17 protein-coding genes are annotated in these 16,910 nt (G+C 40.8%); 8 read left to right on the top strand and 9 right to left on the bottom strand.

The window, feature by feature from the left end:
• Positions 1-30 precede the first annotated feature (30 nt).
• Positions 31-1,128, bottom strand: coding sequence for an aldose epimerase family protein (locus BSAG_RS02480; RefSeq protein ID WP_004307294.1), 1,098 nt, complete (start codon positions 1,126-1,128; stop codon positions 31-33).
• 326 nt (positions 1,129-1,454) lie between these two features.
• Here BSAG_RS02480 and BSAG_RS02485 point away from each other — a divergent pair, with 326 nt between their 5' ends.
• Complete coding sequence (locus tag BSAG_RS02485; protein ID WP_004313588.1) at positions 1,455-2,426, top strand: type I phosphomannose isomerase catalytic subunit; 972 nt, start codon at positions 1,455-1,457, stop codon at positions 2,424-2,426.
• A 95-nt stretch (positions 2,427-2,521) separates the two neighbouring features.
• On the opposite strand, the gene BSAG_RS02490 is transcribed toward BSAG_RS02485, so the two are convergent.
• From BSAG_RS02490 to BSAG_RS02500, 3 genes are read right to left on the bottom strand one after another with little or no spacing between them, the layout of a single operon-like run.
• Complete coding sequence (locus tag BSAG_RS02490; protein WP_004313587.1) at positions 2,522-4,225, bottom strand: response regulator; 1,704 nt, start codon at positions 4,223-4,225, stop codon at positions 2,522-2,524.
• Positions 4,222-4,866 carry a hypothetical protein gene (locus tag BSAG_RS02495; RefSeq protein WP_004313586.1) on the bottom strand — a complete coding sequence of 215 codons (645 nt, stop codon included), beginning with the start codon at positions 4,864-4,866 and terminating at the stop codon, positions 4,222-4,224. Before BSAG_RS02495 ends, BSAG_RS02490 begins: the two co-directional genes overlap by 4 nt.
• The gene (locus tag BSAG_RS02500) at positions 4,844-7,063 is read right to left on the bottom strand and encodes a reverse transcriptase family protein (protein ID WP_004313585.1); all 2,220 of its coding nucleotides are present in this window, start codon (positions 7,061-7,063) and stop codon (positions 4,844-4,846) included. The genes BSAG_RS02495 and BSAG_RS02500 overlap by 23 nt, the downstream gene beginning before the upstream one ends.
• 275 nt (positions 7,064-7,338) lie before the next feature.
• On the opposite strand from BSAG_RS02500, the gene BSAG_RS02505 reads away from it, so the two are divergent.
• The 3 genes from BSAG_RS02505 (at position 7,339) to BSAG_RS02515 (ending at position 9,996) form a co-directional block, all read left to right on the top strand.
• Positions 7,339-8,304 carry a tyrosine-type DNA invertase cluster 3b gene (locus BSAG_RS02505; protein ID WP_008770911.1) on the top strand — a complete coding sequence of 322 codons (966 nt, stop codon included), beginning with the start codon at positions 7,339-7,341 and terminating at the stop codon, positions 8,302-8,304.
• A gap of 335 nt (positions 8,305-8,639) precedes the next feature.
• On the top strand, positions 8,640-9,218 hold the full coding sequence (locus BSAG_RS02510; RefSeq protein WP_008018120.1) for a UpxY family transcription antiterminator: 579 nt from the start codon (positions 8,640-8,642) through the stop codon (positions 9,216-9,218).
• Positions 9,219-9,246: 28 nt separating this feature from the next.
• Complete coding sequence (locus tag BSAG_RS02515) at positions 9,247-9,996, top strand: polysaccharide biosynthesis/export family protein (protein ID WP_004313205.1); 750 nt, start codon at positions 9,247-9,249, stop codon at positions 9,994-9,996.
• A 3-nt stretch (positions 9,997-9,999) separates the two neighbouring features.
• Here the strand turns inward: BSAG_RS02515 and BSAG_RS02520 are convergent, their stop codons facing one another.
• Genes BSAG_RS02520 through BSAG_RS02525 form a run of 3 tightly spaced genes read right to left on the bottom strand, consistent with a single transcriptional unit; the run spans position 10,000 to position 11,048 of the window.
• Complete coding sequence (locus tag BSAG_RS02520; protein WP_004313206.1) at positions 10,000-10,413, bottom strand: N-acetylmuramoyl-L-alanine amidase; 414 nt, start codon at positions 10,411-10,413, stop codon at positions 10,000-10,002.
• A 3-nt stretch (positions 10,414-10,416) separates the two neighbouring features.
• Positions 10,417-10,524, bottom strand: coding sequence for a smalltalk protein (locus BSAG_RS25070; protein WP_004297473.1), 108 nt, complete (start codon positions 10,522-10,524; stop codon positions 10,417-10,419).
• Between the two features lie 35 nt (positions 10,525-10,559).
• Positions 10,560-11,048, bottom strand: coding sequence for a DNA-binding protein (locus tag BSAG_RS02525; RefSeq protein WP_008770913.1), 489 nt, complete (start codon positions 11,046-11,048; stop codon positions 10,560-10,562).
• Between the two features lie 220 nt (positions 11,049-11,268).
• Between BSAG_RS02525 and BSAG_RS02530 the strand changes: the two genes are divergently transcribed.
• Positions 11,269-11,487, top strand: coding sequence for a DUF4248 domain-containing protein (locus BSAG_RS02530; RefSeq protein ID WP_004313208.1), 219 nt, complete (start codon positions 11,269-11,271; stop codon positions 11,485-11,487).
• Positions 11,488-11,661: 174 nt separating this feature from the next.
• On the opposite strand, the gene BSAG_RS02535 is transcribed toward BSAG_RS02530, so the two are convergent.
• Complete coding sequence (locus BSAG_RS02535) at positions 11,662-13,494, bottom strand: DUF3987 domain-containing protein (RefSeq protein WP_004313209.1); 1,833 nt, start codon at positions 13,492-13,494, stop codon at positions 11,662-11,664.
• A 43-nt stretch (positions 13,495-13,537) separates the two neighbouring features.
• On the bottom strand, positions 13,538-14,170 hold the full coding sequence (locus BSAG_RS02540) for a BT4734/BF3469 family protein (protein WP_004313210.1): 633 nt from the start codon (positions 14,168-14,170) through the stop codon (positions 13,538-13,540).
• A 153-nt stretch (positions 14,171-14,323) separates the two neighbouring features.
• Here BSAG_RS02540 and BSAG_RS0223530 point away from each other — a divergent pair, with 153 nt between their 5' ends.
• The 3 genes from BSAG_RS0223530 to BSAG_RS02550 all read left to right on the top strand — a co-directional run bounded on the left by BSAG_RS0223530 (position 14,324) and on the right by BSAG_RS02550 (position 16,904).
• Complete coding sequence (locus tag BSAG_RS0223530) at positions 14,324-14,473, top strand: hypothetical protein (RefSeq protein WP_008021935.1); 150 nt, start codon at positions 14,324-14,326, stop codon at positions 14,471-14,473.
• Positions 14,474-14,623: 150 nt separating this feature from the next.
• Complete coding sequence (locus BSAG_RS02545) at positions 14,624-16,030, top strand: undecaprenyl-phosphate glucose phosphotransferase (RefSeq protein ID WP_008770916.1); 1,407 nt, start codon at positions 14,624-14,626, stop codon at positions 16,028-16,030.
• 58 nt (positions 16,031-16,088) lie between these two features.
• Complete coding sequence (locus BSAG_RS02550; protein ID WP_004313212.1) at positions 16,089-16,904, top strand: polysaccharide biosynthesis/export family protein; 816 nt, start codon at positions 16,089-16,091, stop codon at positions 16,902-16,904.
• Positions 16,905-16,910 lie beyond the last annotated feature (6 nt).

The following is a 16,910-nucleotide window of genomic DNA, read 5'->3' as shown; positions in this document are numbered from 1 at the left end:
TATAAAATTAGGTTAGTTATTTTTCAAATCTTATTCTTCTACCGTAAATTTGTAGACAGTGATCTGTTGGTATTCATCACCCGGCAGCAAGGTAGCCGATGGGAAATGAGGTTTGTTCGGAGTATCCGGGAAACACTGTGCTTCAAAGCAGATAGCGCTTCTGGCAGGGAATGTAGCTCCGTGTGCACCTTCAAATCCATTGAGCCAGTTGCCCGTATAGAGTTGTACACCCGCTTCGGTGGTATATACTTCCATGATACGTCCGCTTTCCGGGTCCTTGCAAGTGGCAGCCAGGTCGAGCGAACCGCTTTCCATCTTGTTCAGTACATAACAGTGGTCATATCCTGCACCGAAAATCAGTTGCTGGAATTTGTCGTCGATACGTTCGCCTACAGTGTGCGGAGCACGGAAATCCATCGGAGTACCTTCTACTTTGGCAATTTCACCGGTAGGGATAGAAACTTCGTCGATAGGAGTATAGAAATCAGCGTTGATCGTAACGATGTGGTTGTTAACGGTAGGAGTAGGGTTGGAAATACCGGCGAGGTTGAAGAAACCGTGGTTAGTCAAGTTAACGACTGTAGCTTTGTCGGTGGTAGCGCGGTATTCGATAGTCAGTGCATTTACTTCATTTTCCAGGCGGTAAGTCATTTCCACTTCCAGATTGCCGGGGAATCCCTCTTCGCCGTCAGCAGAAACATAGTTGAATTGCACTGTGCTCTCATCAATCTGGACAGCATCCCAAACACGGGCGTGGAAACCGGTAGGTCCACCATGCAGAGAGTTAGGTCCGTTGTTGATTGTGAGTTCATGTTCTTCGCCGAACAGAGTGAATTTTCCTTTGGCGATGCGGTTGCCGTAGCGTCCGATAGTAGTGCTTAGGAAAGGTTCCGGGCTGTTGATGACGTGGTCGATGCTGTCGTGTCCGAGGATTACATTGGCATACTTACCGTTTTTGTCCGGTACCATGATAGAAAGAATGGCGCATCCGTAATTTGTTACAGCTACTTCCATTCCCTTTGTGTTTTTGAGGATAAATAAATCAGTTTTCTTATCATTTATATCCTTTTGGAAATCTTTCCGGCTGAGCCCTGATAGATTCCCTTCTGTTGGGAATGTGTTATTCATGTCTGGTATTATTAAACTGGTATTATTAAAAATTTCCTGCAAATAAAGGGAAATTCTTTCTTACTCACAAATTATTCCGACTAAATATAACAGGTACTTTAGGAAAGTTTAGCTTTATTACTTCATGTTTTTTTCGGAAATGACAAAAGTCTTGCCGTTAATACAGAATTGGAATTGAAAAATATTCGATATAAAAACGAAAGAATCTTTCTTAAATGAATTTTCATCCTCCTTTTCTTAAAAACTGAACAATTTTTTGTATGTTTGTTCCCGGATTGTAACAATCCGAGCGAATTTAATCTAGGTTTATAACAAGAAAAACAAAAATGTATCCATTAAAATTCGAACCAATTCTGAAGCAGACGCTTTGGGGGGGCGACAAAATTATTCCGTTCAAGCATTTGAACTCTGACTTGAAAGGAGTAGGAGAAAGCTGGGAGATTTCCGGTGTTGAGGACAATGAATCCGTAGTGGCTAATGGCCCGGATAAAGGTTTAACCTTAGCCGATATGGTAAGAAAGTATCGTGAGGAACTGGTTGGTGAAGCGAATTATGCCCGTTTCGGCAACAAATTTCCGTTGCTCATTAAGTTCATCGACGCCAAACAGGATTTGTCAATCCAGGTACACCCAACAGATGAGTTGGCGAAGAAACGCCATAATTCGATGGGAAAAACCGAGATGTGGTATGTGGTAGATGCCGACAAAGGAGCTAAATTGCGTTCAGGATTCTCTGAACAGATTACCCCGAAAGAATATAAAGAACGCGTGTTGAACAATACGATTACCGACGTATTGCAGGAATATGAGATCCATCCGGGTGATGTGTTTTTCCTTCCTGCCGGACGCGTACACAGCATCGGGGCAGGTTCTTTCATCGCCGAGATTCAGCAAACCTCTGATATTACTTATCGTATTTACGACTTCAACCGTAAAGATGCGAATGGCAAAACCCGCGAACTTCACACCGACTTAGCCCGTGAAGCCATCAACTACGAAGTATTGGATGACTATCGCACTAAATACGAACCGTTGAAGGATGAGCCGGTAGAACTGGTTGCCTGCACCTACTTTACGACTTCTCTGTATGACATGACTGAAGAAATCAGTTGCGACTATTCCGAACTCGATTCATTCGTGATCTTTATCTGTATGGAAGGATCCTGCAAGATGAGAGACAATGAAGGCAATGAACTGACTGTTAGTGCTGGAGAATCTATTTTGTTGCCTGCAACTACACAAGACATCACAATCACTCCTGAAGGAGGAAATGTGAAATTGTTGGAAACATACGTATAAAACTAGGAAACAGGAAGTATAAAGGGGCATTCTTTTGAAGGATGTCCCTTATTATTTGGCAAAGTGGAAAAATTGGCAATAAAATGTGTAGAATGTTATGCATTATCCATGAAATCGATGATGAGAGCCATCATTTTTAGAAGTCTTTTTTCCAAATCAATATTGGAAGTGCTACTTCCTCCATGGGTGTTGTTGTTTCTTGTAGAGTTTAATTCCAATAATGTCATGAAATGTCGGTTTGTGGTACGGGCAAACATCCATGAACCAATGCGTGCGTATGGTGTCAGTTCTAACTCTTTTTCTTTATGAGTACCTTGTGTTTGTTGAATCAAATTGCCCTTCCAGGTTTTATCATATATCATTTTTAGCTTTTCAGAACAATTAATATCATTTCCGTTTATATCTTCGCAATAAATATCCTTTTTGTTTTTGATTTTGATATACATATCAGGGCTTGGTTCTGCAAAAAGTTCTAGAATCTGATAATATGACAAGTAAGCATATCGTAGATATCTTTCATCAAAGCGGTAATTTGTTAACATGATCCATGCTATTTCTATTTGTTCCCTTATATTATCAAGCATCTTTTTTCTAATAGGAACACTTATTGTGCTTGTTTTATCGTTTAATCTGTCCAAAATCTTTTTTTCATTTTCTGCCACTTTCTTGAGAAAATGACTTTTAGAGATTGCATTGACAGATTGTTTTAATAACTCTTCCAGTTTTTCTTTAGAGCAACTTTTATCAAAAATAGATTCTTTAGTGATATAAGCAAATACATTTTTGTTTAAAGTATATTGTAGGTTCCATGCCTTATTGGAGGCTGTCACGATGATAATTTGGATTCCCTTATTAAGTGTTTGCAACATATTGATAACATCAAAGCTGGAGAAGTCTGTTTTCTTGTTAAAGTCATCTTGCAGTAGCCGGATGTCAAGTAATACTAAATGGTATGGTTCAAACGGTTTTTCTTCAATCGTCTCCTTTACTTTTGGAAGTAAGGCTTCTTTGGTGTCAGATGCATAATCAAAGCCTTTCAGCGTATTTACTTCAATGTTGGAGTAGTGGGAAAATAGTCTCTTATAAAGTTCACCCCATCCTTTATCTGCTTCATCATCAATAATAAGAATGCGTTTTTTTTCCGACTCTGATTCTGATGGATATGGAGGATAATCAATCGTTACTTTATCGCCGCACTCGGGGTGTTGTGATGTAACATACCTGTAATATAAATTCCTTTCAATATGATTTTCTATAGCCGATTTGATATTCAGACATTTAGACCATTGGTAGAGAGACCACTCGCTTGTTATAGAATGATGGGAAAGATAGTTGTTAGGTTGAGGTATATGAGTTTTTTTTAGATATCCTTCATAATTTTCCAGATGTTTATAGGTATGAATATTGTCAATGACATTTTTCACTTTTTCTTTAGAATAAGGTAAAAGTTCCACCGCCGGAGTCTGTAGAATGGAGGAATAATCTGAAAGACGTAATAATTCGGTGATATTTTCTGAACCAATTAAGAAAATGGGCAGCTTTCCTACTCCTTCGCCTCTGGTTATAATACGTATATAGTGTGCCATCTGAAGTCCTTGCAATTCTATAGCATTATCAGATAATGTGTTCATAATGAAAATGGCTGTGATTTCTTCTTTGTTGTAGCTTTCTGATAAGTCATTGAATGTCAGATAAAATCTTTCATCAACAGTGTGTCCGGAAGTGGCTAAACGGATGTTTTGAAAATAATCAAGTTGAGAAAATACATTTTCTTTATAGTAAATCAAGGCAGGTTTCATATTTTTTGTTTTATAAGTGAGGATATACTATTAATCTGTTCGCGTAATAGGGTCGGATTATACCCTTTATCTTCATGCACACATTCGGTTAACGAAGCATCGTTGGCTAATTCTAATACATAACTGTCTAAATCAAGTTCTGAATATGTCTGCGTGTCGTCTTCAGCTTCAAGCCATTCTATCAATTTATTTCTTGTGTTCATTAATATGGCAACTTCATAATCTTCTCCGAATTCTATTTTTTCAAGTATCAGCGGATTTTCTGCTTTTATATCTTGCACTATGCATGGCAATGCCTGTGTGTAAAATTTGTCGACGCTCAGTTGCAATACATTATCACTCATGTAGGAGTAGGAATAACGTCCGGAAAAGAAAATTAGTGGAATACTGTTTTTCCGGCATATCTTTTTTAGCTGATCTTCTATTTTTTCCACAAATGTGTGGTGGCAACAAATGATTGCATACTTCGCAATATGGGATGTCTCTTTGTTGGAACGAATTTCTTCAATAAAAGAAGTACATTCGTTCCCTGTCAGGATGTGAAGCTGGTCACAGTTCTTCAATATGTTGTTTACTTCCTTATTTATTGAAGCAAGCTCTTCTCGCCGTGTTTTCTTTTCATCTATAATTAGGATTTTCATAAGCATAATGTTTATATATACGGATTCGGTGAGTGAATCCCTTTACTCCATCTAAAAGTAAAGGTTCTGCTATTGTCCGATCAGACTGAATACTATTTAAATACTTGATGCGGAATACTCCATCTTTACATTGTGCTTCCACATACCAGTCGCATAAGTTTATCATTTTTCTTTTCCATTCACAAAAATCTCCTGATTCAATTTCCTGCATCAGTTGTTGGTGAGTGGCGTAATAATTCGAATCTTGTTGACTAAGTAAGATGTCTACATAATCAGAACCAAGGTCTTCTACTTTTACGAGAATGTTGGGAAACTGCTTCCTTTGTGCCATGTCATGTAGTATGTCGGATAGAATATTACGTATCATATATACGTTTGTGTATAATTTGGTGTCTGTTAGTTCAAAAGTAACATGAAAATCGAAATTTAAATATTGCTTGACTAGTTCTCGCAGAAGTTTCTTTAGTTGATGTGTCTCCAGCCTGAACTGAAATTCAGACTTAAATAGTTCTACGATATCACTGAAATAGTTCAATTTTACATTTTTTGCTATTTCGCGTTTATTTTCCGGAATCGGGCAATCGAAAGGAGAACGTTCCGGATGTTCAGAACACCATGCTTTTAGCCATGAAGAACTCCATCCGGATTTTATTTTATATTGCCCCCATCCTCTGTTGTTGAGGGGATTATGTAGAAAACCGTAAAAACAGTAAAAAAGATTCTTATCTATTGTTTTAAAACGTTCGGTTATCTCTTTAAATGCAATTTGTTCCTTTCGGATAAAATCCTCATATCCTTCAAATTTGCAATTGTCAGCATTTCCATCCCAGATATGAGTGATAAATTTGAGCGGATCGTTTTTGCTGAAATTCTCATATAAAAAGGATGGTAGTAGTGTGGCATTGTGTATTTGTTCCTTAAAGACAGTCTGTGTGGGAGTATCAGATGCTTTTAAAGTTAAACAAGACAGAGCTTTGGTAAGTGAAGTATAGAGGGGTGTGTCTTTTAGCAGGTGTATGTTGATGTTTGTACTAATTGTTTTATACCATTTATTTAGCTCTTCTATACTTAATTTAGAGTTCTGTACCGCATCACAGAAGTCGAGTATATTCTTTTTCCATTCTTTCCACTGAGGAATATATAAGTAAATAAATTTATTTTGCAATGTTTTATAAGTAGTATCACCATTTCCTTTTATCATCCGCATATATTGGATTTTTCCACTTAAATAGTTGGATAATTGAGGAATGTCAGAACAGTTGTCTTTCGTTTTCTTTATATCTGAATCGAGATACATCTGCGCGCGTTCGTATCCATATCGTTCCCATAAATATAAATATAACCGAATCTCTTTGACATACGATTTTGAGACATTTACCTTTTCATTGATCGTTAAGCCGCAAACAGTCTGTCTGTAGCCTCTGCCTTCTGCTCTGGTTTTGGAAGGTTGAATTTGGAAGTTCTGTCCCGAAATGATCCTGACTAGTTCTTGCTGGAACTCTGTGTTGTTTGCGATGTCCTGATAGGATGAAAAAGTTATATCATCTGCATAGCGTGTATATCTAGCACTGAATCTTTTGGCAAGTCCGGTAAGTTTACGATCCAGACGCAGACTTACAATGTTAGATAAAATGGGAGAAGTCGGTGCGCCTTGAGGTAAGAAGGCTCTGTTGCCGTCATTAGTACAACATATATTGGCAATACAATAAGCTATTCTTTCTTTATCTCCATTCAGATTGAATGGAGGTAATGTAAGACAGGCCTTTACCCGATAAAGAGAAATAGAAGTAAAAAAGTCTTTTAAATCTAAATGAAAAACATAAGGCATTCTTACATGTGGTTTTGCTGCGTCACCTATGTTTTGTCCCAAAATAAAACCCTTAGCGGAAGGATGAGGGTGATAGAGACTGGACAGGATAAAGTTCAGACATATTTGCAGACGTTTTAAATCTTTTATGGGTGCTTGTATTTCACGTGTTTTTCCGCTTTTTTTAGGAATTAAAAACTTGTAATATGCATCTTTAGCCAATTTATAATTACTAAAATAGGTCACGTCTTTTAGTGGAATTCTTTTATGTACACCTTTGCATAAGTATGACCAAACCTCATTCATCAGTTTAGTCAAATCTGCAACAGTCTTTATATCTTGAAAAGACTGAGCTACTTGCTGACGTATCTTAATTTCTTGCTCTGTCATTAATAGAGGAAAGTATACTAAAAAATTCTTTATGTATAAACGAGCACGCAGAGCAGTCTGCGACTACGGCAAATGATAAAACCTATAGTCTTCCGAAGAAGACATCAAGCCGATCTGTTAATTTCTTAACCAGCTTGCTAAATTCAATTTATGTAATAGCATACTTTCCTTGCTGCAAAGATAAGATTTTCGTTTGAAATAGGAAAGAATTAGAAAGTTTTTCGTTCTTTTGCCACTTGCCAAATGGCATAATATACCAAATAATTAATGATGTAATGAGGAACAAAAATGGATTTAGCCGGTGTGCGGAATTCTACATCGGTCGTTTGCGAAAGGAGGGACGGCATTCTACGGCGCATGTCTACAAGAATGCCCTCTTTTCTTTCAGCAAATTTTGCGGCACGTCTAACGTGTCGTTCAGACTGGTCACCCGTGAGCGTTTACGGCGTTACGGTCAGTATCTTTATGAGTGTGGCTTGAAGCCCAATACGATTTCTACGTATATGCGTATGCTTCGTAGTATCTATAACCGTGGAGTGGAAGCGGGCAGTGCGCCATACGTGCCGCGACTGTTTCATGATGTTTATACAGGTGTGGATGTCCGCCAGAAAAAGGCTCTGCCTGCTACGGAATTGCATAAGCTTCTGTATGAAGATCCAAAATCGGAGCGTTTACGTCGTACGCAAGCTATCGCTGCCTTGATGTTTCAGTTTTGTGGAATGTCATTTGCCGATTTAGCCCATTTGGAGAAGTCGGCTTTGAATCAGAATGTGTTGCGATACAACCGTATCAAAACCAAAACTCCGATGAGCGTGGAAGTGCTGAATACAGCAAAGGAAATGATTAACCAGCTCCGTAGTAAGGAAAGTTCTCACCCCGATTGTCCGGATTATCTGTTTGATATTCTTCGTGGGGATAAGAAACGGAAAGATGAAAGAGGTTATCGGGAATATCAGTCCGCTCTTCGTCGATTTAATAATAATCTGAAGGATTTGGCAAGAACCTTGCATTTGCAATCTCCTGTCACTTCCTATACGCTTCGTCATTCCTGGGCAACGACTGCGAAGTATCGGGGAGTCTCCATTGAAATGATTAGTGAATCATTGGGCCATAAATCTATAAAAACCACACAAATCTATTTGAAAGGCTTTGAGCTTAAAGAACGTACGGAGGTAAATAAAGGGAATTTATCTTACGTAAGAAACTGTTGTGTAGGCAGAAATAAAAGTGTAAAGTTCTAATAATCAGGACTGATATATGTGTGTTACTTCTTAGGTAACGGAACTTAAATTTGACGCAAAGATAGACAAAAACATAAATAGTAAGCAAATATTCTTCCATTTTTTTTCGTTTTATCTAAAATATAGGAAAAAAACTATCCGAACATGAAATAAGATTATTTTCATGCCCTATACTTTTTATTGCCTAATCTCTGAATTCTTCCCGTTGAGTATTAGGCTGTTTCCTTCTTATGCCCTATTTCTATATGTGATTTCCATTTTTTGTTGAGATGTGTGTCCTGTGTATGTATTGTCCGTTACCTAAGAAGTAACGGAAGAACATGAGGTAAAAAAACATGATTTTAACAAAGCCGAAATCAATTAGTGCTGGGCCTAGCGATGGGACAGGGGAAGGCGTAGCACACTCTAAACGCTGGTATGTTGCTCTGGTTCGTATGCATCATGAGAAGAAAGTAGCCGAACGTTTAGATAAAATAGGGATTGAGAATTTTGTTCCTGTTCAGCAGGAAATTCATCAGTGGAGTGACCGGCGCAAGATGGTTGAGTCTGTCCTTCTTCCAATGATGGTGTTTGTACACGTTAATCCGAAAGAACGCAAAGAAGTTTTAAGTTTTTCTACAGTGAGCCGTTATATGGTGATGCGTGGTGAGAGCTCTCCAGCGGTGATTCCAGATGAGCAGATGGCTCGTTTTCGTTTCATGCTCGACTATTCAGAGGAAGCTATTTGTATGAACAGCTCTCCTTTGGCACGTGGTGAGAAGGTTCGTGTTGTGAAAGGACCTCTGACCGGGCTGGTTGGTGAACTGGTTAATGTAGATGGCAAAAGCAAGATTGCCGTCCGGCTGAATATGCTGGGATGCGCTTGCGTGAATATGCCTATTGGTTATGTCGAAGCTATCTGCGAGAAAAACTAGTACTCGTCATCATTTATCCACAAATTACATGAATATGAAGTTTTCTTGTGCTTTTGCACTGATATTCTCTTTCTTCTTCTTTTCAGCTTGTCAATCCTATAAGAAAGTACCTTATTTGCAGGATGCGGAGGTTTTGAAACAGGTGAATACGCAAGTTTCCCCTGTTCAGGACGCCAGGTTGATACCGGGAGATGAGGTTTCCATTCTTGTTTCTACTTCCGATCCGGTTGTTTCGCAGCCATTCAATGCACAAGGCAGTACCTTTTTGTTGGATGACCAGGGAAATATCAATTATCCGGTTTTAGGTAAACTCCCTTTAAACGGATTAACGAGTCGCGAAGCTGAAAACCTGATAACGGAGCGACTGAAATCTTACGTGAAAGAAAGACCTACGGTAGTAGTCCGCATGTCCGGTTTTAAAGTTTCGGTTTTGGGAGAAGTGGCCTCTCCGGGTGTTTATCCGGTGGTGAATGAGCAGCTCAATGTACTCGAAGCCCTTGCCATGGCAGGAGATTTGACCATTTATGGTGTTCGTGATAATGTGAAACTAATCCGCGAAGACAAGAACGGGCATAAACAGTTTGTTACACTCAATCTGAACGACGCGGATTTGTTATTATCTCCTTACTATCAGTTGCAACAGAATGACATCCTGTATGTCACTCCCAATAAAACCAAAGCACAGAGCGCGGACATCGGAACAAGTACCACGATGTGGATTTCGGGATTTTCTATCTTAGTGTCTATTGCCAGTCTGCTGGTCAATATACTTAGATGATCCTTACAACTCTCCATATTCTTTGATACAGTTAAAACACGGACATTCCTTCATCGGATTTAAATCATGATGGCCTACAATCAATGCTTTGGGGAATCTTTTCCTCAATTCGCGGAGCAAAGCGAGCAAGGAACCTCGTTGCGCCAATGTACGTGTGTCTTGGGGACGTCCGGCAATATCCAGCCCTCCTTCGTAACAAATACCTATCGAATGGGTGTTATGGTCACGGCAGTGTGCCCCGACCTTTTCCAGAGGACGGCCCTGGCAAATTTCTCCATCGCGGGTGATGTAGAAATGGTAACCAATGTCACGGAACCCACGGTGTTGGATATGATCTTGTCGGCAAGCCTCCGCCGAAAGGAATTTTCCTTCCGGCGTGGCACTGCAATGAATGATAATCAGCGTAATGGTGCGCATGAGCTACATACAACTTTGTACTCCAATCAGGCCTCCGATAGCGGTGGCAACGGTGATAATCACTTTGATAATGAAGCTCCATACGGAGCGGGGAGAAGATGAATTACTCATAAATAAGAGGTTTTAAATAAATTAATAATATTCCCTTAGGCAGCCGGGTCAGGTGCTTCACCGCTTCCGCCCGGATTCGGATTCGGCGTATTGCCTGAATCGGAATCTCCACCAGGGGTGGTTGGTTTCTGATACTCCGCTTGCTGCTTCAGTTGACTGTCGAGTTTCAGGTTGGTAGTCGACAAATTACCGGTGGCACGAGCTTTAAGGCGCATACCAGTGATGTTTTTCTCTAACGAAAAATCTTCCAGTGTTTCAGCCGCCTTACTTCGGATGCCTACCCCAAAGATGGCAAGGTCGTCGATTTTCACGCATTTGCCGTCGAGCAGCAATTCTTTGATGCAGTCTACCATGTCAGAAAGTACACCTTTGATGACACCACCGGAATACGGTGAATTGTGTTTCGACATGTGTTCGGCAAGCTTGGCCAAATCAAACGTCTCGTCGCTTACCGCACGGGCGAACCACTTGCCTGCATTCAGGCCTTTCTGCTGTTGGTTTTGATAAATTTTGTAACGAATCATAAAACAATAAATTAAAGGGTTAAACATATTGTCCGGGGATTCTTTTCCCCTTCCGACAATACAAAGATACTACCCTGAAACATCGATAAATCAATTGTTTGCGATTGCACACGATTGTTGTCAATTATATGTCGTAATGGTCGTTTATTCAATGGAAAAGCGTTGGTTATGTGGTACTATTTTGTTATTTTTGTAACTGTAAATCAAAATTTTATCCATTATGACCGAATTCAAAATACGTGCCTATGGGCGCATGGAACTGGCGCAACTTTATTCTCCGACACTTACCGACATTGCTGCTTATCGAAAAATGAAGAAATGGATCTCTTTATGTCCCGGACTTCTGCAACGTCTGTACGACTTAGGGTACGAATCAAAGCGTCGCTCATTCACACCGTTGGAGGTGAGAGTGATTGTGGACGCTTTGGGAGAACCTTGAAGAAGTTGAGAGTTGAGAATTGAGAGTTGAAAAATGAAAGTGGGAGATGGAGAGAGGAATAGAGGCGGTTTGTGTGGGATAAAGCGGCGCTTTATGGTTGCTAAACCTATGCTTTACGAACGCTAAAGCGATGCTTTATTAAAATACAAGAAATACACTTTTACCCCCCTCTCCCTAACACACGCACACGTGCGTGCGCGTATAGATGCCTTTATCGTCTGCGTTGGTAAACAATCCTTTTTTAATCAGACGATTTAGCCAGCCGAAAGCGGTGTTAGGTTTGATTTTCATGATTGTAGCCTGCTCCGACAACTGTGCACGGGTGAATTGGTTGCCCATTGCTTCGAAAAGTGCATCCCGGTCGGCATTGGCTCTATGCTTGACTTCTGTGGAGGGAAGAAAAGACAAGATATGCGTGGCATGACGATAAAGCGGAGTTACAAGCTCCAGAACCGCTTTAAAATCTTCAGCGGTGATCGTTACATCCCAACGGGTGATAATGCCGTCTTTGATATTATCAGTGGCAATCTCCTTATCAGGAGTAAGCAGATGGATAGAAGAATTCTTGAATTGGTAAGGTTGATCACATTCCAATGCACGTATCATAGCTACTTCTGCCATGATACGGCACGTGTTGACAGCCAGTCGGGCGATGGAACTGCTCATTTCGTTGTCGTTGGCAAGTCCCGAACGGAAGAACAAATCGGAAAAGAGAGTGTTGAACTCTTGCTTTTGCTCGTCGGTGAGCCGGAGCGTATGGACTCCATGTGTTTTCATCAGGTCGAGTTGCTTTTTCCATTCCAGGCCTATGTCTGTGAAGATAGCTTCCAGATCGGCTTCGCCACTTTCAAACTGATTGATCCATGCCCATATACCATGCATGTAATAAAACAGTTGGCGCGAGAACAAACCGTTCTCTGTCGAGGGAATAAGTGGTTTCACTTGTGCGGGCGTACCGGAAAGCAGGACGGACAGATAGCTTTTCTTTACTTCCCGGTATTCCTGGTCGGTACGCCGGTTGTACGACAAACGGTCATGGTCGAACGCTTTGCGGAGCGTGTCGCTCCAGTGTCCGTATTCCGAGCCGATGGCAGCAGAAATAGTATCTGCTTTCGTTTCGCAGATAAGTCCTGTGCCGTTGGCATCCATGATATTTTGCAGAATACCTGTTCCGGTGTTATTGCCCGAGATGAGAAACATTCTGTTTTTGGGCATTTGGGGAGCTTCCACTTTGCTACGCTCTTTTCCCATGACGTCGTAGGCGGCTTTCTCTTTTTTGTAAGCCTTGACCTCTGTCGCTACTTGCTGGCGGATCTCGTCATGGATAGGTTCGACGAGCAGACGGATAAGCGAAAGAATTCCCTTACCCGAGGCAGAAGGAGCCACGATAAAACTTTGCAGGCAAGGAGACTGGAGTTTGCCGGCGTATGGACATCTCACATATCGTTCCATGCTGGCACCTATGGCAGTCAATGCTCCGAGCAGCATGACGTCACGCTGGGTAGGGCTGGTGGCATAGCTCATGATGAGCAAGAGGATTTTCGGCCAGTCCGCTTCGGGGAAAGTGGGCAATGGCTGGTTCGGGTCACTACCGTTCAGCAGCTCTTCGGATTCGTCCGGTTCGTCATTCTCCACCTTATTATATACGTGTGCGTGTGTGAGAACTTTGGATGGTGTATTTTCCGTATTTTCTGTATTTCTACGGTTGTTCATAACTTCCGTATTACAGAGTTTCACATTGGCCATTTCGGCAAGATGGAAAGCCGTACCCAGGTGTACTTCCCCATGCCGGGTAGTGAGAGCATTGGAGAATATCCGTTCGGCATGTTCACGTTGGTACTTGGCGGACGTCCGGCACAAACGGTGGAAAAACTCGCGTCCCGCTTCTCCGCAATCTGTTGCGATGGCAAACGCCAGTTGTACATATTCAGCATAGGTAGGAGCAATATCCGCTCCTGCAGTTTCAACCGCTTCAGTGAGGCGGCGTAAAGATTCAATATCAGTCATTATTTTGATTTATGATTTATGATTTATAATTTATAATTTATGGTTATTCGTTGGTGGCTCTAAATAATGCTCCCGGATCATGGCAAAGGAAGCAGGATCTCACAATGTCTTTACCGGAAAAGTCCACACCTTTTTTCTTTTCTCCGAAAGGAGGAGGTGTTCCTGTACCATAGATCATCACAGTGTATAACATTGCTAACTTCATTTTTTCCGTAATACAGTTTGCGTCATCGGCCATGGGTAAATGATTATAGGGTATGAAGGCTTTTACGCCCCGTCCGCTAGGACTGATAAACGTGAGCACAGGGTGGAGAAGAGGATCATTGAACAACGTCTTACGCATCTCCACTGCTTCCTGATAGGAGGTGAGATAGTCTATATCTACTACTGTTAGGAGGGAAGGATCTATGAGGCATTTGCTGCTGCGACGCGAGAATGTACCACAGGGAGTCACGTATGGTAATAGTGATACTTTTGCCGTCCGTATATCTTCGGAGTTGCGTACTTGTTCGGTCAGAACTTTGAGATTCTCGTTGCAGGTAATCATTTGAAAGACTTGCTCTACGGAGACTTCGCAGCAGGGAATAAGCGTAGGAGGAGTAACTAGTTGTCCGTGTTCGTCTTTAATGGGCGCAATGGGAGGCATGAAATAAGACATTCTAAAATCGTTTGTCATAACGTATCTAATTATTTGATTATCGCCTTGAATTTTCAAAACGCGGGGCGAAGGTAGGAATAGCTTTTAAATCAACTGTTCTGACATATCAGAACAGTTATAGGTAGAATCATGTATTATTTAATAACTTTAACAATTAACAGAATTACAAAAATGAAAAAGTACTCTCATGTAGCACTCGGTCTTTTCATCGCCGAGCAGTTTAAGAAAGCAGGTGTGAAGATAGCTCCCATGTGCGCTGAAATAGGTTTGGGCAAAGCTGTCTACTATGCAAAGGTTATAAAAGGGGAGACGTTCGTTTAAGCCATTTCACCCGTCTTTTGGCTTACTTCTATGACTGTCATACCAAAGAGGAATTTCGAGCCAAAGCAATTGAATGGGTCGACCGTTATATTGATTATCGTGAGAAACACGGGTGATGGGAAAGAAATTTAATCAGTTGATAATAAAATAATGCAGGAAGTCCAACGTTTCAATAAAGTCCTAAAATCTTTTGTCCTTCTAGGGGACATCATCTTATTGAACTTGCTGTTATGGATGTTTACTTCGATCTGGGAAAACCGGTCTCCATTTGAGTATTCAATGCCTCTTCTCCAGAACATGGCTCTGATGACTTTATGTTATCTGGTTTGCAACATCCGTTCAGGAGTGATTCTTCATCGTCCGGTGGTTCGCCCGGAACAAATTATGCTTCGGGTGGCCCGGAATATGATTCCTTTTGTGTTGATAGTCTTTGGGCTTTCATACATATTCCATTTTGAATGTGTCAATCTGCGTCAGTTAGGGGTATTTTATATAGTTCTCATTATCGTTATCATTTCCTATCGTCTGACGTTCCGATCTATTCTGGAGCTTTATCGCAAAAGTGGGAAAAATGTCCGAAAGGTAGTGCTGGTGGGTAGCCATGAAAATATGCAGGAACTTTATCATTCTATGACGGATGATCCGACATCCGGGTATCGTGTATTGGGATATTTTGAAGATTTTCCGTCAGACCGCTATCCTATGAATATAGCTTATTTGGGACAGCCGTGTGAAGCTGTTGATTATTTGACTCGTAATGCGGGAAAGGTAGACCAACTTTATTGTAGTCTTCCTTCCGCCCGTAGTGCTGAAATAGTGCCGATTATCAACTATTGTGAGAATCATCTGATTCGTTTCTTTAGCGTTCCCAATGTCCGGAACTATCTGAAACGGAGAATGTATTTTGAAATGTTAGGTAATGTCCCGGTACTTTCTATCCGTCGTGAGCCACTTGAGTTATTGGAGAACCGTATGATGAAACGTGGCTTTGATATTATTTGCTCGCTACTGTTTCTTTGTATCCTTTTCCCGATTATATACGTCATTGTAGGGCTGGCTATAAAGATAAGTTCACCTGGACCTGTTTTTTTCAAACAGAAACGAAGTGGGGAGGATGGTCGTGAATTCTGGTGTTATAAGTTTCGTTCAATGCGGGTAAATGCTCAATGTGATACATTACAAGCTACAGAACATGATCCTCGTAAAACCCGAATCGGTGATCTGATTCGTAAGACGAATGTGGATGAACTTCCTCAATTTATTAATGTCCTGAAAGGGGATATGTCTTTAGTGGGTCCCCGTCCGCACATGTTGAAGCACACAGAAGAATATTCTCATTTAATAAATAAATATATGGTTCGTCATTTTGTAAAGCCTGGTATTACAGGTTGGGCACAAGTGACAGGTTTCCGTGGAGAAACGAAGGAGCTTTGGCAGATGGAAGGACGTGTGCAACGTGACATCTGGTATATTGAGCATTGGACGTTTCTTTTGGATTTATATATCATGTATAAGACTGTGTATAACGTAATCCGCGGGGATAAAGAGGCTTATTAGGTGAAGAATTGGAAATTGAATAAAGATTAAATCAATAGTTGTAAAATTACATGAGTAGGTGGTTATGAGAAAATTGAAACGATTGACTTTGGGTGCGTTACTTGCTTTTTTGCTGGTATCCTGCCAATCATATAAGAAAGTGCCTTATTTGCAGGATACGGCTTTTGTGAATGATACAGAACAGAGTGTTCGTCAGACAGGTGTGAAGGTTATGCCCAAGGATTTGTTGACGATTGCCGTATCTTGTTCTACTCCGGAACTGGCTGCACCTTTCAATCTGGTAAATTCGGGTACTGCTAGTGGAACGGAGGGAAAGACGGTAGGACAAAGAAACGCGTCATCTGCTCTAAAGCAATATTTAGTAGATAATCAGGGGAATATCAACTTTCCAGTATTGGGCGAGATTCATGTAGGTGGATTGACTAAACTGGAGATAGAAAATCTGATTATAGATAAGTTGAAGGTTTATTTGAAAGAAGCACCGCTTGTAACTGTGCGTATTGTTAATTACCGGATTTCGGTATTGGGAGAGGTTACTAAGCCAGGAAGCTTTGTAGTCTCTAACGAGAAGATTAATTTGCTGGAAGCGCTCGCTATGGCTGGTGATTTGACTATTTATGGTATGCGTGATAATGTGAAATTAATCCGGACAGGGCAAGATAACAAGCAGGAAATTATTACTATGGACTTGAATAAGGCTGAAACGGTATTGTCTCCTTATTATCAGTTACAGCAGAATGATATTATTTACGTGACACCTAATAAGACTAAGGCTAAGAATTCGGATATAGGAACTAATACGGGATTGTGGGTCTCTGCCACTTCTATCTTGGTTTCACTTGCAAACATATTGGTAATTTTATTAAATAAGTAATTAGTA

The organism is Bacteroides sp. D1, assembly GCF_000157095.2.
Classification (GTDB): Bacteria; Bacteroidota; Bacteroidia; order Bacteroidales; family Bacteroidaceae; genus Bacteroides; species Bacteroides xylanisolvens.
Note: the sequence above shows the minus strand (reverse complement) of the source record. Positions and strands in the feature narration are given on the sequence as shown.

Coding starts and splice junctions, on each gene's coding strand:
- BSAG_RS02480 (WP_004307294.1), bottom strand. CDS start 1,128: ATGAATAACACATTCCCAACAGAAGGGAATCTATCAGGGCTCAGCCGG.
- BSAG_RS02485 (WP_004313588.1), top strand. CDS start 1,455: ATGTATCCATTAAAATTCGAACCAATTCTGAAGCAGACGCTTTGGGGG.
- BSAG_RS02490 (WP_004313587.1), bottom strand. CDS start 4,225: ATGAAACCTGCCTTGATTTACTATAAAGAAAATGTATTTTCTCAACTT.
- BSAG_RS02495 (WP_004313586.1), bottom strand. CDS start 4,866: ATGAAAATCCTAATTATAGATGAAAAGAAAACACGGCGAGAAGAGCTT.
- BSAG_RS02500 (WP_004313585.1), bottom strand. CDS start 7,063: ATGACAGAGCAAGAAATTAAGATACGTCAGCAAGTAGCTCAGTCTTTT.
- BSAG_RS02505 (WP_008770911.1), top strand. CDS start 7,339: ATGAGGAACAAAAATGGATTTAGCCGGTGTGCGGAATTCTACATCGGT.
- BSAG_RS02510 (WP_008018120.1), top strand. CDS start 8,640: ATGATTTTAACAAAGCCGAAATCAATTAGTGCTGGGCCTAGCGATGGG.
- BSAG_RS02515 (WP_004313205.1), top strand. CDS start 9,247: ATGAATATGAAGTTTTCTTGTGCTTTTGCACTGATATTCTCTTTCTTC.
- BSAG_RS02520 (WP_004313206.1), bottom strand. CDS start 10,413: ATGCGCACCATTACGCTGATTATCATTCATTGCAGTGCCACGCCGGAA.
- BSAG_RS25070 (WP_004297473.1), bottom strand. CDS start 10,524: ATGAGTAATTCATCTTCTCCCCGCTCCGTATGGAGCTTCATTATCAAA.
- BSAG_RS02525 (WP_008770913.1), bottom strand. CDS start 11,048: ATGATTCGTTACAAAATTTATCAAAACCAACAGCAGAAAGGCCTGAAT.
- BSAG_RS02530 (WP_004313208.1), top strand. CDS start 11,269: ATGACCGAATTCAAAATACGTGCCTATGGGCGCATGGAACTGGCGCAA.
- BSAG_RS02535 (WP_004313209.1), bottom strand. CDS start 13,494: ATGACTGATATTGAATCTTTACGCCGCCTCACTGAAGCGGTTGAAACT.
- BSAG_RS02540 (WP_004313210.1), bottom strand. CDS start 14,170: ATGACAAACGATTTTAGAATGTCTTATTTCATGCCTCCCATTGCGCCC.
- BSAG_RS0223530 (WP_008021935.1), top strand. CDS start 14,324: ATGAAAAAGTACTCTCATGTAGCACTCGGTCTTTTCATCGCCGAGCAG.
- BSAG_RS02545 (WP_008770916.1), top strand. CDS start 14,624: ATGCAGGAAGTCCAACGTTTCAATAAAGTCCTAAAATCTTTTGTCCTT.